The sequence below is a fragment of the Micromonospora marincola genome, assembly GCF_056150385.1.
On the sequence record NZ_JAXCFT010000001.1, the window covers coordinates 740,292 to 757,665 of the forward strand.

The window sequence follows — 17,374 nt, forward strand, 5'->3', positions numbered from 1 at the left end:
GGGGCCCCCTCCTATACCGGAGGCGTTAAGCGGGGGCCCCTCCTTACTCCGGGACGCGGCGGTAGGCGCCGTCGCTGGCGGAGGTGGCCATTGACGCGTACGCGCGGAGTGCGGCCGAGACCGGGCGCTGGCGGTCCGTGGGGGTGTAGGGGCGGTCGCGCTTCTCCTCGGCCACCCGGCGCGCCTCCAGCTCGTCGGCGGGCACGTTCAGCTCGATGGAGCGGGCCGGGATGTCGATGACGATCTCGTCGCCGTCGCGCACCAGGGCGATCAGCCCGCCGGAGGCGGCCTCCGGGGAGGCGTGCCCGATGGACAGGCCGGAGGTGCCGCCGGAGAACCGGCCGTCGGTGAGCAGCGCGCAGGAACGGCCCAGGCCGCGCCCCTTGAGGAACGAGGTGGGGTAGAGCATCTCCTGCATGCCGGGGCCGCCCTTCGGGCCCTCGTAGCGGATCACCACCACGTCCCCGGCGACGATCTCCTTGGCCAGGATGGCGGTGACCGCGTCGTCCTGCGACTCGTAGACCTTCGCCGGCCCTCGGAAGGTCAGGCACTCCTCGGGCACCCCGGCGGTCTTCACCACGCAGCCGTCCGGTGCCAGGTTGCCGTGCAGGATGGCCAGCCCGCCGTCGGCGCTGTAGGCGTGTTCGCGGTCCCGGATGCAACCGCCGGCGGCGTCGGTGTCGAGCGACGACCAGCGGTTGGTGGTGGAGAACGGCTCGGTGGTGCGCACCCCGCCGGGTGCGGCGTGGAACAGCTCGACCGCCTCGGGGGTGGCCGAGCCGCCCCGGACGTCCCAGTCGGCAAGCCACTGCTGGAGGCTTGGGGAGTGCACGGCGAGCACGTCGCGGTGGAGCAGGCCGGCGCGGTCCATCTCGCCGAGGATGGCCGGGATGCCGCCGGCCCGGTGCACGTCCTCCATGTGGTAGTCGGGCGAGTTGGGGGCGACCTTGGCCAGGCACGGCACCCGCCGGGAGATGGCGTCGATGTCTGCCACGCCGAAGTCAAGCTCCGCCTCGCGGGCGGCGGCGAGCAGGTGCAGCACGGTGTTCGTCGAGCCGCCCATCGCCACGTCGAGGGCGACCGCGTTCTCGAACGCCGGCCGCCCGGCGATCGAGCGGGGCAGCACGGAGGCGTCGTCCTGGTCGTACCAGCGCTTGGCGATCTCCACGACGGTGCGGCCGGCCTCGACGAAGAGCGACCGGCGCGCGGCGTGGGTGGCGAGCGTCGAGCCGTTGCCGGGCAGCGCCAGGCCGATCGCCTCGGTCAGGCAGTTCATCGAGTTGGCGGTGAACATGCCGGAGCAGGAGCCGCAGGTCGGGCACGCGGAGCGTTCGATCTCGCCGAGCTGGTCGTCGGTGACCGCCTCGTTGGAGGAGGCGATCATGGCGTCGATCAGGTCGATCTTGGAGTGGACGACGCCCTCGACGGCCACCGTCTTGCCGGCCTCCATCGGGCCGCCGGAGACGAAGACGGTCGGGATGTTCAGCCGCAGCGCGGCCAGCAGCATCCCCGGGGTGATCTTGTCGCAGTTCGAGATGCAGACCAGGGCGTCCGCGCAGTGCGCGTTGACCATGTATTCCACCGCGTCGGCGATCAGCTCCCGGCTGGGCAGCGAGTAGAGCATGCCGCCGTGGCCCATGGCGATGCCGTCGTCGACGGCGATGGTGTTGAACTCCCGCCCCACGCCGCCGGCGTCGGCCACCGCGTCGGCGACCAGGCCGCCGAGGTCCTTCAGATGGACATGACCGGGTACGAACTGGGTGAAACTGTTCGCGATGGCGACGATCGGCTTGCCGAAGTCGTCGTCGGTCATCCCGGTGGCCCGCCAGAGGGCCCGGGCGCCGGCCATCGTCCGACCATGGGTGGATGTCCTCGACCGCAGCTCAGGCATGGGTACCAGTCTGACACCGCCGGGCCGCCCGTTCCCACCCGCGCGTCCCGTGTCCCAACAGTTGCACACCCGGTGCCCCACGGGAGGCGCGAATCCGGCACAGTTGGACGTGTGCAGTCGTCCCCGGGGATGGTCACCGTCACGTCGTTGAGCGGTCTCGCCGCGGCCGGCGCCGTCGTGATGCTCGCCGGGTCGGCCCGCCGCCGCGTCTGCCCCCGCCGACAGGCCCACCTGCTGCTTGCCGTCGCCGGCTCGGTCGCCCTGCTCAGCCTGCTCCTCGGCCTCGGCGGCATGCTTGTCGCCGGCGACCACTGGACGCACCGGCAGGGCCAGCGCACGGGCTGGGCCACGCTTGTCTCGGTGTCGACCACGCTGGCCGGGCTCGGCCTCGGGGCCGCGCTGCTCCGGCTGCCCGGCGCGGCGGCGACCCGGGCCGCCACCGCCCGGTTGCTGCTGGACGGCGTGGTCATGGCCACCGCGCTCTGGTTCGTCGGCTGGGTGGCCGTCAGCTCGCCGACCCGGCTGCTCGGCGCGGCGACTCCGGTCGCCTGCCTGCCGATCCTGCTTGCGACCGTCAGCGCGGCGCTCACCGTCGGGCTGACGCTGATCCTGGTGCTCCGGGCCGCCCCGCCGCGCGGCTGGCTGGCCCTGCTCGGCGCCGGGGCGATCGCGGTGACGCTCGGCGGGCTGGCCGTGTCGGCCGGGCTGTGCCAGGGCGGCCCCGGCATGCTGGCGACCGGCGCGGTGGTGACCGCCGCCGGCCTGCTGGCGGTCGCCGTGGCCGGGCGGCACGCCGATGCGACGCGGTTCGACGTCGACCTGATCCGGCGCGACGGCGAGTACGCCTTCGTGCCGATGTTCGCCATGGCCGCCTCCGCGATGTACCACCTCACCCAGGGTGGCCGGTTCGACGGATTCGGCATCGTGGCGGGCAGCGCCGAGGGGTTCGCGCTCGTGGCCCGGCAGTACCTGGCCCTCAACGACGTCCGCGGCTATGCCGTCCGGCTGGCCGAGCGGGAGGCGCACTTCCGTGAGCTGGCGCACACCGACCCGCTCACCGGCCTGGCCAACCGGCGCGGGCTGCTGCGTGCCCTGCACCGGTGCGCCGAGACCGGCGTCCCGTGCGTGCTGCTCGGGCTCGACCTGGACGGCTTCAAGAATGTCAACGACATGCGCGGGCACGACGTGGGCGACGCGGTGCTGGCCGAGGTGGGGCGGCGACTGCGCGGCAACCTGCGTCCGGGTGACCTGGCCGCCCGGCTCGGCGGGGACGAGTTCGCGGTGCTGATGCACGGGTCGGCCGAGCCGGGGCCGGTGGCCGAGCGGCTGCTCGGGGTGCTCGGCCGGCCGTACGAGGAGGCGGACGGGCCGGTCTTCCTCTCGGTGAGCATCGGGGTGGCCGGCAGCCGCGGCGACCACGACGTGGAGCTGCTGCTGCGCAACGCCGACCTGGCGCTGCGCTACGCGAAGCAGCGCGGCAAGAACCGGGTCGAGCGCTACGACGCCACGTACGACCAGTTGCTCAGCCGGCGCACCCGGCTGGAGCACGAGCTGCGTGGCGCGATCGAGCGGAACGAGCTGCGGCTGGTCTTCCAGCCGGTGGCGTCGCTGCCCTCGGTCCGACCGGTCGGCGCGGAGGCGCTGCTCCGCTGGCACCACCCGGAGCTGGGCAACGTCCGGCCGGACGAGTTCATCCCGCTCGCCGAGGAGTGCGGGATGATCGCCAAGCTCGGCGCCTGGGTGCTGCACCAGGCCTGCTACCAGCTCTCCCGCTGGCTGGCCGACGGGCACGACGTCTGGGTGTCGGTGAACGTCTCGCCGCGCGAGCTGCACGCCCCGGAATACGTGGTCCAGGTCGCCGACGCGCTGCGCGCGCACCACGTGCCGCCGCAGCGGCTGGTGCTTGAGGTCACCGAGCACGCCGTCGCCACCGACCTGGACGAGCTGATCCGGCGGCTGACCGCGTTGCGGCTGACCGGCGTACGGATCGCGCTCGACGACTTCGGCGCCGGCTACTCCTCGCTCGGGCAGCTCCGGCGGCTGCCGATCGACATCCTGAAGATCGACCACAGTCTGGTGGCCGAGCACGAGCCGGTCCGGCCGGTCGGCCGCGAGGGGCCGGCCTTCGCCCCGATGGTCGACATCGTCATGCGCCTCGGTCACCAGCTCGGTCTGGAGGTGATCGCCGAGGGGGTGACGAATCCGGCGGAGCTGGCCGCGGTGGTGGCCGCCGGCTGCCGGTTCGGTCAGGGCGCGCTCTTCGGCTGGGGGGTGCCGGCCGAGCACCTGGAGGCGATGTTGGAGGCGGCCACCGCGCCCGGCAACCGGCCGGCCGCGGCCCCGCCGTCGCCGCCGCCCCCGCCGGTGCGCGGCCCGTCGCCGCTGCTGCCCAGGCTGCGGAACAATCCGCCCGCGCCGCGCCCCCAAATGGAGGCGTCACCGCAGGTGGCGCCGGGTGCGGAGGTGGTGCCGGCGGCCGAGGCGCCCACAGCCGTCAACCAAAATGTGGGATCAGTTGACTCATCGCGTGAGATGCGTCAGGCTTAGCCACATGTCGTCGAACCGGTCGCTGCGAGTACTTACCTGAGCGCACTCTCCCACTGAGAGTGCGCTGGCCCCGTGCATCTGCACGTGGGCTTTTTTGTTGCCGTCGGACCATTGCCGGGACGCCCGCGTCCCATCCTGACAACCGCGTAACCCACTCACAGCCGAAGGCCTGAACCGCCATGACGAGACCCACGCCAGAGACCCTCGCCCACTCCGCCCGACGAGCCCGCCCGGGCGCCGGCGCGGCCGGCGACCCCGACCACGCTCCCGCCCCCCGCCCGGGCGCCGCCCCGGCCGGAAGCCGGACCGTCCCGGCCGGCGCGGACACCACCGCCGCCGCGCCCGTACGGCAGCCCGCCGCCGCGCAGGTCTCCGGCGCCGGCTCGCTTGTGCGGTCGCTGGAGGCGCTCGGCGTCGACGTGGTCTTCGGCATCCCCGGCGGCGCGATCCTGCCGGCGTACGACCCGCTCTACGACTCGACGGTGCGGCACATCCTGGTCCGCCACGAGCAGGGCGCGGGGCACGCGGCCACCGGTTACGCGCAGGCCACCGGCCGGGTCGGCGTCTGCATCGCCACCTCCGGTCCGGGCGCGACGAACCTCGTCACCCCGATCGCGGACGCCTACATGGACTCGGTGCCGATCGTGGCGATCACCGGCCAGGTGGCCCGGCCGTCGATCGGCACGGACGCCTTCCAGGAGGCCGACATCCAGGGCATCACGCTGCCGATCACCAAGCACAACTTCCTGGTGCAGACCCCCGACGAGATCCCCCGGGTGCTGGCCGAGGCGTTCCACCTGGCCTCGACCGGCCGGCCCGGCCCGGTGCTCGTCGACATCCCCAAGGACGTCCTCCAGGCGGAGGCCACCTTCTCCTGGCCGCCCACGCTTGACCTGCCCGGCTACCGACCCACCCTGCACCCGCACGGCAAGCAGATCCGGGAGGCGGCCCGGCTGATGGCCGCCGCCCGCCGCCCGGTGCTCTACGTCGGCGGCGGCGTGCTCAAGGCCGGGGCCACCGAGGGGCTGCGCCGGCTGGCCGAGCTGACCGGGATCCCGGTGGTCACCACGCTGATGGCGCTCGGCGCGTTCCCCGACTCGCACCGCCAGCACCTGGGCATGCCGGGCATGCACGGCACCGTCGCCGCGGTCTACGGCCTCCAGAAGGCCGACCTGATCGTGGCGCTCGGCGCCCGCTTCGACGACCGGGTGACAGGCAAGCTTGACTCGTTCGCGCCGGACGCCACGGTGGTGCACGCCGACATCGACCCGGCCGAGATCGGCAAGAACCGGCACGCCGACGTCCCGATCGTGGGCGACGCGCGGCACGTGATCGACGAGTTGATCGCGGCGGTCGTGGCCGAGCGAGCCGCCCACCCGGCGGTCGACCTGGCCGACTGGTGGACCCAGCTCGACGACCTGCGCGAGCGTTACCCGCTCGGCTTCGAGGAGCCGGCCGACGGCACGCTCTCCCCGCAGCACGTGATCAAGCGGCTGGGCGAGATCGCCGGCCCGGAGGCGATCTACGTCGCCGGCGTCGGGCAGCACCAGATGTGGGCCAGCCAGTTCATCTCGTACGAGAAGCCGAACACCTGGCTGAACTCCGGCGGCCTGGGCACCATGGGCTACGCCGTGCCGGCGGCGATGGGCGCCAAGGTCGGCCGGCCGGACACCACGGTGTGGGCGGTCGACGGTGACGGCTGCTTCCAGATGACCAACCAGGAGCTGGCCACCTGCGCGCTGGAGGGCATCCCGATCAAGGTCGCCGTGATCAACAACGGCAACCTGGGCATGGTCCGGCAGTGGCAGACCCTGTTCTACGGGGAGCGTTACTCCAACACCGAGCTGGGCACGCACAAGCACCGCATCCCGGATTTCGTCAAGCTCGCCGAGGCGCTCGGCTGCGTCGGGCTGCGCTGCGAGAACGCCGCCGACGTGGACAAGACCATCGAGGCGGCGATGGCGATCAACGACGCGCCTGTGGTCATCGACTTCGTGGTCGGCAAGGACGCGATGGTGTGGCCGATGGTGGCCGCCGGCACCAGCAACGACGAGATCATGTTCGCCCGGGGCGTGCGCCCGGCCTTCGACGAGGACGATATCTAATGACGTTGCACACGCTGTCCGTGCTTGTCGAGAACAAGCCGGGTGTCCTGGCCCGGGTCTCCGGGTTGTTCTCCCGGCGCGGGTTCAACATCGACAGCCTCGCCGTGGGCGAGACCGAGAACCCGGACGTCTCCCGGATCACCATCGTGGTCAACGCCGAGTCCTCGCCGTTGGAGCAGGTGACCAAGCAGCTCAACAAGCTCGTCAACGTGCTCAAGATCGTGGAGCTGGACCCGCAGGTGTCGGTGACCCGGGAGCTGCTGCTGGTCAAGGTCCGCGCGGACCGCAGCGCCCGCGCCCAGGTGCTGGAGACGGTAAGCCTGTTCCGCGCCCGGGTGGTCGACGTCGCGCCGGACACACTCACCGTCGAGGCCACCGGCACGCCGGACAAGCTCGACGCGCTGCTGCGTGACCTGGAGTCGTTCGGCATCAAGGAGATGGTCCAGTCCGGCACGGTGGCCATCGGGCGTGGCTCCCGCGCCATCACCGCCGGCCCGGCGCTGCGCGCCGCCTGATCCGTACCCACCAGTTTTTCGACGGGCCGACGGGCACCGCCGTAGGAAAGGGAAGTCAATGAGCGTTGAGGTTTACTACGACGACGACGCCGACCTGGGCCTGATCCAGGGCCGCAAGGTCGCCGTGATCGGCTACGGCAGCCAGGGCCACGCGCACGCGCTGTCGCTCCGCGACTCCGGCGTCGACGTGGTGATCGGCCTGCCCGCCGGCTCGAAGAGCCGGCCCAAGGCGGAGGAGCAGGGCCTGCGGGTGCTCACCCCGGCCGAGGCGGCGGCCGAGGCCGACGTGATCATGATCCTGGCGCCGGACACCGCCCAGCGCGGCCTCTACACCGACGCCATCGCGCCGAACCTGGCGCCCGGCAAGGCGATCTTCTTCGGCCACGGCTTCAACATCCGGTACGGCCTGATCAAGCCGCCGGCCGAGGTGGACGTGGCGATGGTCGCCCCGAAGGGCCCCGGTCACCTGGTCCGCCGCCAGTACGTCGACGGCAAGGGCGTGCCCTGCCTGGTCGCCGTCGAGCAGGACGCCAGCGGCAACGCGTTCGGCCTGGCCCTGGCGTACGCCAAGGCGATCGGCGGCACCCGGGCCGGGGCGATCCGGACCACGTTCACCGAGGAGACCGAGACCGACCTCTTCGGCGAGCAGGCGGTGCTCTGCGGCGGCGCGGCGGCGCTCGTGCAGACCGGCTTCGAGGTGCTCACCGAGGCCGGCTACGCGCCCGAGGTGGCCTACTTCGAGTGCCTGCACGAGCTGAAGCTCATCGTCGACCTGATGTACGAGGGCGGCATCGCCCGGATGCGCTACAGCATCTCCGACACCGCCGAGTACGGCGACCTGTCCCGTGGCCCGCGCGTCGTCGACGCCCGGGTCAAGGAGGAGATGCGCAAGATCCTCGGCGAGATCCAGTCGGGCGAGTTCGCCCGCGAGTGGGTGGCCGAGGACGAGGCCGGCCGGCCCAACTTCGCCAAGTGGCGGGCCGAGGGCGCGGCGCACCCGATCGAGGAGACCGGTCAGAAGCTGCGCTCGATGATGAGCTGGGTCGACCGGCCGCTCACCGAGACCGCCTGACCCGACGCACCGCGCGGCCCGCGATCCGACGCTCTCCCCGGCGTCGGGCCGCGGGCCGCCGTGCGCGCGTGAACGGCGGATGTCGGGCGTGCGACGGACTGTGTGAGGGCCCTCACCCCACGGTCCGTGACCCGGAGGGCGGGCCGCGCCCTACCATCCTTGGTGTGGTGCCCTCGCGCGGCACCCGACGGCCATGGCACGGATCGGCGCAGGGCGCAGTGCGGCGTCCCGACGCCCCGGGCCAACCGATACCGAGCGTCTACGAGGACCGATGAATCCTGTCGTACTGATCGCCGAAGAACTCGCCCCCGCCGCCATCGAGGTGCTCGCGCACGACTTCGACGTGCGCCACGTGGACGGCACCGACCGCCCGGCCCTGCTCTCCGCCCTCTCCGAGGCGGACGCGGTGATCGTACGCAGCGCCACCCAGATCGACGCCGAGGCGATCGCCGCGGCGCCCCGGCTGAAGGTGGTCGCCCGGGCCGGCGTCGGCCTGGACAACGTCGAGGTGCCCGCCGCCACCGCCCGGGGCGTGATGGTGGTCAACGCTCCCACCTCCAACATCGTCTCCGCCGCCGAGCAGGCCGTCGCGCTGCTGCTCGCGGTGGCCCGCAACACCGCGAGCGCCAGCGCCGCCCTCAAGGCCGGTGAGTGGAAGCGGTCGAAGTACACGGGCGTGGAGCTTCAGGGCAAGACCGTCGGCGTGGTCGGCCTCGGCCGCATCGGCGTGCTGTTCGCGTCCCGCATCGCCGCGTTCGGCACCCGGCTGATCGCGTACGACCCGTACATCCAGCCGGCCCGGGCCGCGCAGCTCGGGGTGCGCCTGGTGGGCCTGGAGGAGCTGCTGCGGGAGAGCGACTTCATCTCGATCCACCTGCCCAAGACGCCGGAGACGGTGGGCCTGATCGGCGAGAAGGAGCTGGCGATCGTCAAGCCGGGCGTCCGGATCGTCAACGCCGCCCGGGGCGGGCTCGTCGACGAGCAGGCGCTCGCGGACGCGATCGCCGAGGGCCGGGTCGCCGGCGCCGGCATCGACGTGTACGCCAAGGAGCCCTGCACCTCCTCGCCGCTGTTCGCGTTCGACAACGTGGTGGCCACCCCGCACCTGGGCGCCTCCACGAACGAGGCGCAGGACAAGGCCGGCCTGGCGGTGGCGAAGAGCGTCAAGCTCGCGTTGCAGGGCGAGTTCGTGCCGGACGCGGTGAACGTGCAGGCCGGTGGCGTCGTCGCCGAGGACGTCCGGCCGCTGCTGCCGCTGGCCGAGAAGCTGGGTCGGGCCTTCACCGCCCTGGCCGGCGGGGTGGCCGCGAGCGTCACCGTCGAGGTGCGCGGTGAGATCGCCACCCACGACGTGTCGGTGCTCAAGCTCGCCGCCACCAAGGGGCTGTTCAGCTCCGTGGTGGAGGAGCAGGTCACCTACGTCAACGCGCCGCACCTGGCCGCCGAGCGGGGCGTCGAGGTCACGCTCGCCACGCCGGCCGAGACCGCCGACCACCCGAACCTGGTGACCGTGCGCGGCGCGCTTCCGGACGGGCGGACCGTGGGGGTCTCCGGCACGGTGGCCCATTCCGGTGCCCGCGACGTGCTCAAGCTGACCGAGGTGGACGGTTTCGACGTGGAGATCGGCGCGGAGGGCATCCTGGTCTTCCTGCGCTACGTCGACCGGCCCGGTGTGGTCGGCACGGTCGGCACGCTGCTCGGCGAGGCCGGCGTGAACATCGCCGCCATGCAGGTGGCCCGGCGGGAGGCCGGCGGTGAGACGCTCATGACGCTCACCGTGGACCAGGCGCTCGGCGCCGACCTGCTCACCTCCGCGGCCGACTCGATCGGCGCGGTCGCGGCAAGCGCGGCGGACCTGCGCGACGAGTAGTCCGAACAGGACTGATCGGGGCCCGGCCGGTGCGGCCGGGCCCTTCGTCCCTTCCGGAGGGTCAGGAACGGACGCGGGCCGGTGGCGGGTAGACCGAGCCGTCCTGCGCGTCGAAGAGCATCAGGTCGTGCTCGCCGGCCAGCCGCTCGATGTCAAGCAGAACCTGGTCCGGGCACGTGGGGTGCAGGTTCATCTCGACGTGGTCGGCCGCCGCGTGCAGCGGCGCCACCTCCCACGGCGTGCCCGGCCGGGCCGGACGGTCGGGATAGCGCGCCGTGATGGCCCGGTAGAAGCCCACCACCCGCGGGTCGGGGTGCTGCCCGCTGTGCCACCCGTCGCGGCACTGCCGCACCGATGCCCGCACCTGTTCCGGTGTCGCCCCGTCCGGCAGGGCCCACACGCTCAGATCGAAACTCACGGCGGACAGCGTGCCATCCCGGGCGGCGCACGTCACTTCTGCCCCGCCCCGGGGATTCACCTGCTGATTGTCGACACGAAACCGGGAGGTCCGGTGTGGAGACTCTTGCGTCGAGTTGCGTCGATTCGCTAGCGTACCGGTGCGGTGCTCGGCTGAGTCGATTTCCCGGCCCGTCTTCGGGTGGCGCGGTCGGGCGTGCGGCCGGTCGGCCCGCACCCCTCGATTGCGCGAGCCACGCGCACTCGTCGCTGACCGGCCCCCACGGTCGTTGCCGAGACCGCGGGGGCCGATCGCGGCCCACGCCCCGGATGCGAGCGCGGGGCGTGGCGACGGGTCAGCGGCGGTGGTGCGCGAAGAGCGCCCGATAGTCCGAACCGTCGTGGAACCAGGCCAGCCCGGCCGGGCCGGCGGCGTACAGGGCGGTGGCGTAGGCGTCGGCGACCGCCAGGTCGGGGCCGACCACGGTGGCGGCCACCAGCCGGTCGGTCGGTTCGCCGGTGTGCGGGTCGACGACGTGCCCGCGCCGACCGGTGACCCCTGAGGTGCCCACCGCGCCGGCGGTCATCTCCAGCACCAGCGGCGCCCGGCGCGCGTCGGTCGGGTGGTGCACCGCGACCCGCCAGGGGCCACCGTGCGCGGCGTGGCCGCGTACGGTCAGGTCGGCGCCGGTGAGCACGGCGTAGTCGTGGATGCCGGCGGCCCGCAACCGCGCCGCGGCCCGCTCCACCGCCCAGCCGCCGAGCAGGCCGCCGGGGTCGAAGCCGCCCGGCACCGCCCAGGCGTCGAACCACCCGTCGGTCGCCGCCCGCATCGCGGCGCAGCGGTCCACCAGGTCGGCGAGCGGCGGGTACGAGTCGGGGCTGATCTCGTCGCGGCGCAGGCGCGACACCAGGCTGTCCGGCTGGTTCGGGCCGTAGGTGAGGTCGATGGCGCGCAGTTCGGCCACGGCGTCCCGGAGCGCCTCGCCGACGCCCCGGTGGCCAAGCCAGTCGGGCGCGTTGAGCAGCAGCGTGTATTCCGCGGTGGAGGTGCTCACGGTGTGCCGGACGGCGATCCGGTCGTAGGCGGTGGCCCCGGCCCGTTCCACCCGGTGGCTGCGGGCGCCGAGGCGCAGGTCGGGGCGGGGCTGGTGGAACGCGGACTGGTCGACCCAGCGGGCCCGGGGTTGTTCGTCCGCCCAGTGTGCCCGCCGCTGGTCGATCCGCATGACACCCGCCCCCTCGCTGGCCGCCGCGGCGTCGCGGCGATGCCGTCCCGGGCGCCCGTCGACCCGGTTGACCTGACCCTAAGCAGTGGAGATGACCGCGTCATGAATGCCGGCTGGGAGCATGCTGTGCATCGCATGTCCCGAATGTTGGACGATTCGTACCGGGGGGCGGGACAGCGACGTACCGTTGCGCAGAACGACGAGGTGAGGAGCGCCAGGTGGCACGCATCGCGGTGGTGGCCGGTGACGGCATCGGTCCCGAGGTGGTCGGGCAGGCCCGCAAGGTCCTCGACGCGGTGCTCCCCGGCATCGAGGCCACCGAGTATGACCTGGGCGCCGCGCGCTGGCACCGCACCGGCGAGGTGCTGCCGGACACCGTCCTCGACGAGCTGGCCGGCCACGACGCCATCCTGCTCGGCGCGGTCGGCGACCCGACCGTGCCGCCGGGCGTGCTGGAGCGCGGTCTGCTGCTCAAGCTCCGGTTCGCCTTCGACCAGTACGTCAACCTCCGCCCGTCCCGGCTCTGGCCCGGCGTGACCGGCCCGCTGGCCGCCGTCAAGCCCGGCGAGGTCGACCTCGTGGTGGTCCGTGAGGGCACCGAGGGGCTGTACGCGGGCGCCGGCGGCAGCCTGCACCGGGACACCCCGGCGGAGGTCGCCACCGAGGAGAGCCTGAACACCCGGCACGGCGTCGAGCGGGTGATCCGGGACGCGTTCGCGCGGGCCGGCCGCCGGGAACGGCGCAAGGTGACGCTCGTGCACAAGACCAACGTGCTCACCCACGCCGGCTCGCTGTGGTCCCGGGCGTTCGCCGAGGTGGCCGCCGAGCACCCGGACGTGACCACCGAGTACCAGCACGTCGACGCCGCGGCGATGTTCCTGGTGACCAACCCGTCCCGCTACGACGTGGTGGTGACGGACAACCTCTTCGGTGACATCCTCACCGACATCGCGGCGGCCGTGACCGGCGGCATCGGGCTGGCCGCCAGCGGCTGCATCAACCCGGAGGGGCGCTACCCCTCGATGTTCGAGCCGGTGCACGGCTCCGCGCCGGACATCGCCGGCAAGGGCGTCGCCGACCCGGTGGCCGCCGTGCTCTCCGCCGCGCTGCTGCTCGACCAGCTCGGTCACGCCGACGCCGCCGCGCGGGTCACCGCCGCGGTCGCCGCCGAGCTGGCCGGGCGCACTCCGGGGGCGTCGTTGCGCACCGAGGAGGTCGGCGACCGCCTCGCCGGCCACGCCGTAGCCTGACCGGGCCGATCCTCCCGGCGACCCGGATCCGGGCCGCCGGACCCGTTTCCGGGCCAGCACCTCCCGATTGGCATCGTCGATGTGCGGGGGCGGAGCTATCCGCTGAACGACCGTTCGGGGTAAGTTTCTGGCACCAGTGACGTCGGCGTGCGATCCCGCGCGCCGTGGGACCGCAGGGAGGTCAGCGCGATGAGCGGTGGTGACATGCTCGATTTCGAGATCCGTCCGAATTCCGCTTCGGTATCCGCCGCCGACCGGGCCGCACTGCTGGCGAACCCCGGCTTCGGCCGGGTGTTCACCGACCACATGGTCACCGTCCGCTACGCCGAGGGCAAGGGCTGGTACGACGCCCGGGTCGAGGCGCGCGCGCCGATCCCGATGGACCCGGCCACCGCGGTGCTGCACTACGCGCAGGAGATCTTCGAGGGCCTGAAGGCGTACCGGACCGCCGACGGGGCGGTCACCATGTTCCGCCCGGAGGCCAACGCGGCCCGCTTCGTCGCGTCCGCCCGACGGCTGGCCATGCCGGAGCTGCCGCCCGCGACGTTCGTGGAGTCGCTGCGCCGGCTGGTCGAGATCGACAAGGAGTGGATCTCGGAGGACGAGGACGCCAGCCTCTACCTGCGTCCGTTCATGTTCGCCAGCGAGGTCTTCCTCGGGGTCCGCCCGGCAAACGAATACCTCTACTGCGTCATCGCGTCGCCGGCCGGGTCCTACTTCGCCGGCGGGGTGAAGCCGGTGACGCTCTGGGTCTCCCCGGACTACACCCGGGCCGCGCCCGGCGGCACCGGCGCGGCCAAGTGCGGCGGCAACTACGCCGCCTCGCTCGCGGCCCAGGCCGAGGCGATCGAGGCCGGCTGCGACCAGGTGGTCTTCCTGGACGCGGTGGAGCAGCGGTACGTCGACGAGCTGGGCGGCATGAACGTCTTCTTCGTCTACGACGACGGCACCCTGGTCACGCCGCCGCTGAGCGGCACGATCCTGCCGGGCATCACCCGCGACGCCATCCTGACGCTGGCCGCCGAGGCCGGGCACGCGGTGCACGAGCGGCCCGTCTCCTTCGCCGACTGGCAGGCGGACGCGGCAAGCGGCCGGCTGCGTGAGGTCTTCGCCTGCGGCACCGCCGCGGTCATCACGCCGATCGGTGGCGTGCGCTTCCCGGACGGCGAGTTCCTCGTCGGCGGCGGCGAGCCGGGCCGCACCACGATGGCGTTGCGGCAGCAGCTTGTCGACATCCAGCGGGGTCGCGCCGAGGACCGCCACGGCTGGGTCACCCGCGTGCTCTGACGGCCGCACCGTGGCCGGCGGCGCCCCCGGGCGACGCCGGCCACGCGGTCACTCCAACAGGTGGGCCGGGAGTGCCCTGAGCTGCTCGTCGGTGACGCCGGCGTGGGCGAGGTAGCCCTCGACCGAGCCGTGGCCCGCGCGCAGTTCGGCGAGGAACAGCTCCATCGCCTCGGCGGGGGAGGCCAGGAACGGCGGTGGCGGCTCCTCCGCGTCCGGCAGGGTGGCCCGCACCCAGGCGCCGAACCGCGCGGACGCCGCGGTGCTCAGCGCGTAGTCGGCGACGATGTCGGCGTCCGGCACGCCGAGCACGGCGAGGGTGAGCGCGCAGACGATGCCGGTGCGGTCCTTGCCGGCGACGCAGTGCACCACCACCGGGGCGTTGGCGCTGTCGGCGATCAGGCCGACCGCCTCGGCCAGCCCCGCGGTGCCGGTGCGGGCCAGGTCGGCGTACCTGTCGGCGAGGTAGCGGGCCAGGCTGACGTCGGCGGACTCGTACCGCCGGGCGGCCCAGTCCTCGTGCTCGGGGTGGATGTGCCGGTAGGTCAGCCCGTCGTAGGCCGGCACCCGGCCGTCGCGCTCGACCTCGGTGGGGCGGCGCAGGTCGATGACCGTGCGGATGCCGAGCGCGGTGAACGCCGCCCGATCGGTCTCGTCGATGCGGTGCAGGGAGTCGGAGCGGTAGAGCCGGCGGCGCCGGACGGCGCGCCCGTCACGGGTGCGGTAGCCACCCACGTCGCGGAAGTTGAACAACGCGGGGAAGGGATTCTCCGGGGCGTCCATCCCTGACACGGTAACGGCCGGCGGCGGCATCGGTGTGCCCCCGCCGGCCGTTGCCGGTGTCGTGTGTCAGCTCCGGGGCGGGCCGTCGGGCGGGAGCGCGGAGTGGTTCTCGCCGTAGTAGCCGCCGAGCTTGTCCCGGTAGGCCGGGTCGGCGTGGTCGGCCTCGGCGTACTCCGGGGCGGCCTTGATCTGGTCCTTGTCCCGGTCGACGAAGACCTTCCGCTCGTCGTGGTCGACGTGGTTCACGGTGCCGGCCGGCAGCATGACCTTCTTGCCGAAGATCCACGGGCCGGTGTCGACGACCAGGTAGCTGTCGTCGACGTCGTGGCTGGCGCGGTCGATCTTCCCGATGCCGCCGTCGGTGGCCTCGACCTTGTAGCCGGTCAGGTCCGCGCTTGCCACCCCGGCCTCGTCCCGGTAGCGCCACGGGTCGAACGCGCCGCCCGGGGCGCCGCCGGCGACCGCGCCCCGACCGTCGTCGACGACCGGTTCGGTGCCGGCGTGCGTGGCGTGCGGGTCCAGTCTCTCCATCTGCCCACTCCCGTCCCGACGGCGGTGGCCGTCGCAGCGACGCTGTCCTTCGACCGGGTTACCCACCCGGTCCGGGCACCAACCCGGCAGCGGCGTCCCGGAATGTGGATTACGGCTCCCAGAACCCGGCGGAGGTGGCAGAGTACCGGTCGTGACCAGCTCCGTCCTGATCATTAGCAGCTAGCGCGCCGGCCTTTCCCCTCGCCGAGCGCGCAGACCTCCCGCATTCGCGGGGGGTCTTTTTGTTGCTCTCCCCAGGCACGAGAAGAGGACTCCGATGACCTTCCAGGTGTACGACACGACGCTGCGCGACGGCGCGCAGCGCGAAGGACTCAGCTACTCGGTGGTCGACAAGCTGGCGGTGGCTCGCCTGCTCGACGACCTCGGGGTCGGCTTCATCGAGGGCGGTTGGCCGGGCGCGGTGCCCAAGGACACCGAGTTCTTCCACCGGGCGCGCACCGAGCTGGAGCTGCGGCACGCCGTCCTGGTCGCGTTCGGCGCCACCCGCAAGGCCGGTGTGGCGGTCGAGGACGACCCGCAGGTGCGCGGGCTGCTCGACGCGCAGACCCCGGCCGTGGCGCTCGTCGCCAAGGCGGACCTGCGGCACGTCGAGCGGGCGCTGCGCACCACTGCCGGGGAGAACCTCGCGATGGTGCGGGACACCGTGGCCTATCTGGTGGCGCAGGGACGGCGCGTCTTCGTCGACGGGGAGCACACCTTCGACGGCTTCCGGCACGACCCGGGCTACACCGCCGCCGTGGCGGAGGCCGCGCTGGCCGCCGGCGCCGAGCGGTTCGTGCTCTGCGACACCAACGGCGGCATGCTGCCCTCCCAGGTCACCGCCGTGATCGCCGATCTGGTCGCGCGGACCGGGATCGCGCCGAAGCAGCTCGGCATGCACGCCCAGAACGACACCGCCTGCGCGGTGGCAAACACCATCGCCGCGGTCGAGGCCGGCGTGCGGCACGTGCAGGGCACCGCGAACGGGTACGGCGAGCGCCCCGGCAACGCCGACCTCTTCGCGATCGTCGCGAACCTCCAGCTCAAGCTCGGCATGCCCGTCCTGCCGGAGGGCTGCCTGGAACAGATGGTGCGGGTCTCGCACGCCATCGCCGAGATCGCCAACATCGCCCCCGACACCCACCAGGCCTACGTCGGGGCCGCCGCCTTCGCCCACAAGGCGGGGCTGCACGCGAGCGCGATCAAGGTCGACCCGTTGCTCTACAACCACGTGGACCCGGCGGTGGTGGGCAACGACATGCGGATCCTGGTGACCGAGATGGCCGGCCGGGCCAGCATCGAGCTCAAGAGTCGCGAGCTCGGGCTGGACCTCGCCGGCCATCCGGACGCCCTGTCCCGGGTCACCGGGCGGGTCAAGGAGCTGGAGGCCGGCGGCTGGTCGTTCGAGGCCGCCGACGCCTCGTTCGAGCTGCTGGTCCGCTCGGAGCTGCCGGACGCCGCGCCGGCCCGGCCGTTCGCGCTGGAGTCGTACCGGGTGCTTGTCGAGCACCGTGAGGACGGCGCGGTGGTCTCCGAGGCGACCGTCAAGATCCGGGTACGCGGCGAGCGGGTGATCGCCACCGCCGAGGGCAACGGCCCGGTCAACGCGCTCGACGAGGCGCTGCGGGTCGGGCTGGCCCGGCACTACCCGGAGCTGCGGGAGTTCGAGCTGGCCGACTACAAGGTGCGCATCCTGGAGGGCAGTCACGGCACCGGCGCGGTGACCCGGGTGCTCGTGGAGACGGCCGGCGTGGGCCGGGACTGGACCACTGTCGGCGTGCACCCCAACGTGGTGGAGGCGAGCTGGCACGCGCTCGTCGACGCGCTCACCTACGGCCTCAGCAAGGCGGGGGCCCCGCTTAACGCCTCCGGTAGAGGAAGGGGCCCCGCTTAACACCCGT

13 protein-coding genes are annotated in these 17,374 nt (G+C 73.0%); 8 read left to right on the forward strand and 5 right to left on the reverse strand.

Going from position 1 to position 17,374, the window contains the following annotated elements:
* Positions 1-43: 43 nt before the first annotated feature.
* The gene (gene ilvD, locus SM450_RS03545) at positions 44-1,891 is read right to left on the reverse strand and encodes a dihydroxy-acid dehydratase (protein ID WP_474618182.1); all 1,848 of its coding nucleotides are present in this window, start codon (positions 1,889-1,891) and stop codon (positions 44-46) included.
* Between the two features lie 129 nt (positions 1,892-2,020).
* Here ilvD and SM450_RS03550 point away from each other — a divergent pair, with 129 nt between their 5' ends.
* From SM450_RS03550 to serA, 5 genes are all read left to right on the forward strand, one after another.
* Positions 2,021-4,438: a putative bifunctional diguanylate cyclase/phosphodiesterase gene (locus SM450_RS03550; protein ID WP_474618364.1), complete on the forward strand. Its 2,418-nt coding sequence runs from the start codon at positions 2,021-2,023 to the stop codon at positions 4,436-4,438.
* Positions 4,439-4,617: 179 nt separating this feature from the next.
* Positions 4,618-6,543, forward strand: coding sequence for an acetolactate synthase large subunit (locus SM450_RS03555; protein ID WP_474618183.1), 1,926 nt, complete (start codon positions 4,618-4,620; stop codon positions 6,541-6,543).
* Positions 6,543-7,058 carry an acetolactate synthase small subunit gene (ilvN, locus tag SM450_RS03560; protein ID WP_474618184.1) on the forward strand — a complete coding sequence of 172 codons (516 nt, stop codon included), beginning with the start codon at positions 6,543-6,545 and terminating at the stop codon, positions 7,056-7,058. The genes SM450_RS03555 and ilvN overlap by 1 nt, the downstream gene beginning before the upstream one ends.
* Positions 7,059-7,116: 58 nt before the next feature.
* The gene (gene ilvC / locus SM450_RS03565; protein ID WP_474618185.1) at positions 7,117-8,130 is read left to right on the forward strand and encodes a ketol-acid reductoisomerase; all 1,014 of its coding nucleotides are present in this window, start codon (positions 7,117-7,119) and stop codon (positions 8,128-8,130) included.
* Positions 8,131-8,401: 271 nt separating this feature from the next.
* A complete protein-coding gene (gene serA, locus SM450_RS03570) occupies positions 8,402-10,000 on the forward strand; it encodes a phosphoglycerate dehydrogenase (protein WP_474618186.1) in 1,599 nt (532 codons plus the stop codon).
* Between the two features lie 61 nt (positions 10,001-10,061).
* Here the strand turns inward: serA and SM450_RS03575 are convergent, their stop codons facing one another.
* Together SM450_RS03575 and SM450_RS03580 are read right to left on the reverse strand one after the other, a co-directional pair.
* Positions 10,062-10,418 carry a hypothetical protein gene (locus SM450_RS03575; RefSeq protein WP_474618187.1) on the reverse strand — a complete coding sequence of 119 codons (357 nt, stop codon included), beginning with the start codon at positions 10,416-10,418 and terminating at the stop codon, positions 10,062-10,064.
* 334 nt (positions 10,419-10,752) lie between these two features.
* Positions 10,753-11,625: an FAD:protein FMN transferase gene (locus SM450_RS03580; RefSeq protein WP_474618188.1), complete on the reverse strand. Its 873-nt coding sequence runs from the start codon at positions 11,623-11,625 to the stop codon at positions 10,753-10,755.
* Between the two features lie 218 nt (positions 11,626-11,843).
* Here SM450_RS03580 and SM450_RS03585 point away from each other — a divergent pair, with 218 nt between their 5' ends.
* On the forward strand, positions 11,844-12,875 hold the full coding sequence (locus tag SM450_RS03585; protein WP_474618189.1) for a 3-isopropylmalate dehydrogenase: 1,032 nt from the start codon (positions 11,844-11,846) through the stop codon (positions 12,873-12,875).
* A 189-nt stretch (positions 12,876-13,064) separates the two neighbouring features.
* The gene (locus SM450_RS03590; RefSeq protein WP_474618190.1) at positions 13,065-14,162 is read left to right on the forward strand and encodes a branched-chain amino acid aminotransferase; all 1,098 of its coding nucleotides are present in this window, start codon (positions 13,065-13,067) and stop codon (positions 14,160-14,162) included.
* Positions 14,163-14,210: 48 nt separating this feature from the next.
* Here the strand turns inward: SM450_RS03590 and SM450_RS03595 are convergent, their stop codons facing one another.
* On the reverse strand, positions 14,211-14,942 hold the full coding sequence (locus tag SM450_RS03595; RefSeq protein ID WP_474618191.1) for a tyrosine-protein phosphatase: 732 nt from the start codon (positions 14,940-14,942) through the stop codon (positions 14,211-14,213).
* A 66-nt stretch (positions 14,943-15,008) separates the two neighbouring features.
* The gene (locus tag SM450_RS03600) at positions 15,009-15,473 is read right to left on the reverse strand and encodes a PRC-barrel domain-containing protein (protein ID WP_474618192.1); all 465 of its coding nucleotides are present in this window, start codon (positions 15,471-15,473) and stop codon (positions 15,009-15,011) included.
* A gap of 277 nt (positions 15,474-15,750) precedes the next feature.
* On the opposite strand from SM450_RS03600, the gene cimA reads away from it, so the two are divergent.
* Positions 15,751-17,367, forward strand: coding sequence for a citramalate synthase (gene cimA / locus SM450_RS03605; protein ID WP_474618193.1), 1,617 nt, complete (start codon positions 15,751-15,753; stop codon positions 17,365-17,367).
* Positions 17,368-17,374: the final 7 nt, after the last annotated feature.

What these genes read in the sequence shown, in the direction of transcription:
- ilvN (WP_474618184.1), top strand. Translation starts at nt 6,543, where the DNA reads ATGACGTTGCACACGCTGTCCGTGCTTGTCGAGAACAAGCCGGGTGTC.
- SM450_RS03580 (WP_474618188.1), bottom strand. Translation starts at nt 11,625, where the DNA reads ATGCGGATCGACCAGCGGCGGGCACACTGGGCGGACGAACAACCCCGG.
- SM450_RS03555 (WP_474618183.1), top strand. Translation starts at nt 4,618, where the DNA reads ATGACGAGACCCACGCCAGAGACCCTCGCCCACTCCGCCCGACGAGCC.
- SM450_RS03600 (WP_474618192.1), bottom strand. Translation starts at nt 15,473, where the DNA reads ATGGAGAGACTGGACCCGCACGCCACGCACGCCGGCACCGAACCGGTC.
- SM450_RS03590 (WP_474618190.1), top strand. Translation starts at nt 13,065, where the DNA reads ATGAGCGGTGGTGACATGCTCGATTTCGAGATCCGTCCGAATTCCGCT.
- ilvC (WP_474618185.1), top strand. Translation starts at nt 7,117, where the DNA reads ATGAGCGTTGAGGTTTACTACGACGACGACGCCGACCTGGGCCTGATC.
- SM450_RS03550 (WP_474618364.1), top strand. Translation starts at nt 2,021, where the DNA reads ATGGTCACCGTCACGTCGTTGAGCGGTCTCGCCGCGGCCGGCGCCGTC.
- SM450_RS03595 (WP_474618191.1), bottom strand. Translation starts at nt 14,942, where the DNA reads ATGGACGCCCCGGAGAATCCCTTCCCCGCGTTGTTCAACTTCCGCGAC.
- serA (WP_474618186.1), top strand. Translation starts at nt 8,402, where the DNA reads ATGAATCCTGTCGTACTGATCGCCGAAGAACTCGCCCCCGCCGCCATC.
- ilvD (WP_474618182.1), bottom strand. Translation starts at nt 1,891, where the DNA reads ATGCCTGAGCTGCGGTCGAGGACATCCACCCATGGTCGGACGATGGCC.
- cimA (WP_474618193.1), top strand. Translation starts at nt 15,751, where the DNA reads ATGACCTTCCAGGTGTACGACACGACGCTGCGCGACGGCGCGCAGCGC.